Annotated in this window: 1 protein-coding gene and 1 pseudogene; both read left to right on the forward strand. The window is 74.9% G+C overall.

Annotation, left to right across the window (positions count from 1 at the left end; genetic code table 11):
- Positions 1-1,294: pseudogene (locus tag QH283_RS00480) on the forward strand (hypothetical protein); the annotation flags it as partial.
- A partial coding sequence (locus QH283_RS00485; RefSeq protein ID WP_280501044.1) for a hypothetical protein occupies positions 1,291-1,610 on the forward strand: 320 nt, incomplete at its 3' end. The pseudogene QH283_RS00480 and the gene QH283_RS00485, both read left to right, overlap by 4 nt.

The raw sequence follows: 1,610 nt of genomic DNA on the forward strand, positions 1-1,610 counted from the left end.
CGCCCTGCCCGGGCCGGTGCCCGCCGACCTCGACCCCGCCCGCGATGTCCCGCCCGCCGTCGACACCGCCGCCCTGCGGCACGCCTGGACCCGCTGGGCCGCACTGGGTTTCGCGCCCGTGCTGGACCGCCTCCGCGCCGGGCGCTCGCCCGGGGGCTCCCCACCCGAGGACCCGAGCGCGGTGACCGTCGCCGACGCGCACGCGTTCGCCGAGCGGCTGCGCCACGCTCACGCCTGCCTGAGCGACGAGCTGGCCGCCGTGCGCGACCGCGCCCGCAAGGAACTCGAGCGCCTCGACAGCGTGTGGAATCCGCTGGCGCCGCGGTTGTCAGCCTGGCTGGACGACGCCGTCGCGGTGCAGGCGCGGTCGGGGGAGCTGCGCACCCTCAAGCGCGCCGAGGAATGGCTCAAGGCGCTCACCGCGCGGGTGCGCGACGAGCGGATGGCTCCTCTGGAGGCCCGATCCCGCTGGATCTGGCAGACCCTGCGCCAGCAGAGCAACGTCGAACTGGGCGGCATCCGGTTGCAGGGCAACGCGGGCAGCGCGCGCCGGGTGCTGCTGGACGTGACCGTCGATCAGGTCGACGGCGCCGCGCTCGGCGTGATGAGCCAGGGCGAGTTGCACGCGCTCGGGCTGTCGCTGTTCCTGCCGCGCGCCACCGTGGCCGACAGCCCGTTCCGCTTCGTCATGATCGACGACCCGGTGCAGGCCATGGACCCGGCCAAGGTGGACGGGCTGGCCACGGTGCTGGCCGAGGTCGCGAAGACCAGGCAGGTGGTGGTGTTCACCCACGACGAGCGGCTGGCCGAGGCGGTGCGCCGGATGGACCTGAACGCGCACGTGCTCGAGGTGCAGCGCCGGGAACGGTCGGTGGTGGAGGTGCGCACCGTCGGCGATCCGGTGCGCCGCTACCTCGCCGACGCCCGCTCGCTGCTGCGCACCCCGCAGTTGCCACCCGCCATCGCCGACGAGCTGGTCGCCACCTGCTGCCGCTCGGCGGTGGAGGCGGCGGCACTGGCCCGTTGCAGACGCGAGCTGCTCGCGGCGGGCATGGACCACCGCGAGGTCGAACGTCACATCGAACAGGCGCAGACCACGCGGGCCATGGTGGCGTTGGCGGTCATGGGCGTGAGCTACAACGTCGACCACCTCAACCGGCATCTGGCGCGGGAGGCGCGCTGGCTGGTCGACGCGCTGCGCGACATCACCGCCGCCGCGCACGTGCCGATCGGGCGCGGCATGCGCGAACTGATCGGCGAGACCGAACGATTCATCGCCTGGTTGGGCCGGTGAGCGAACGCCGGGGCACGCGCCGCACCAGGACCCGCCGTCGGACCCGTGCGCCCGCGCCCCGCCCCGACGTGGCCGAGCGGCTGGCGACCGTGGACCGGCTGCTCGACGGGGAGGTGACCGCCGCCGACGGCGTGTGGTCGCGCGCCACCGCCTGGATTCTGCGGCTCGCCCTGGAACAGGCCGTCGACGAACTCTGGCACCGGGTCGCGCCCGAGCAGGCGCGCTGTCCCATGCGCGCCCAGCAGCTGGCGCTGCGGATCTACCCAGGCCCCGACCTCCCCGCCCAGGTACCCCCGCTGTGGGGGGGGGGCGGGGG

The organism is Nocardia farcinica (genome assembly GCF_029867845.1).
Classification (GTDB): domain Bacteria; phylum Actinomycetota; class Actinomycetes; order Mycobacteriales; family Mycobacteriaceae; genus Nocardia; species Nocardia farcinica_A.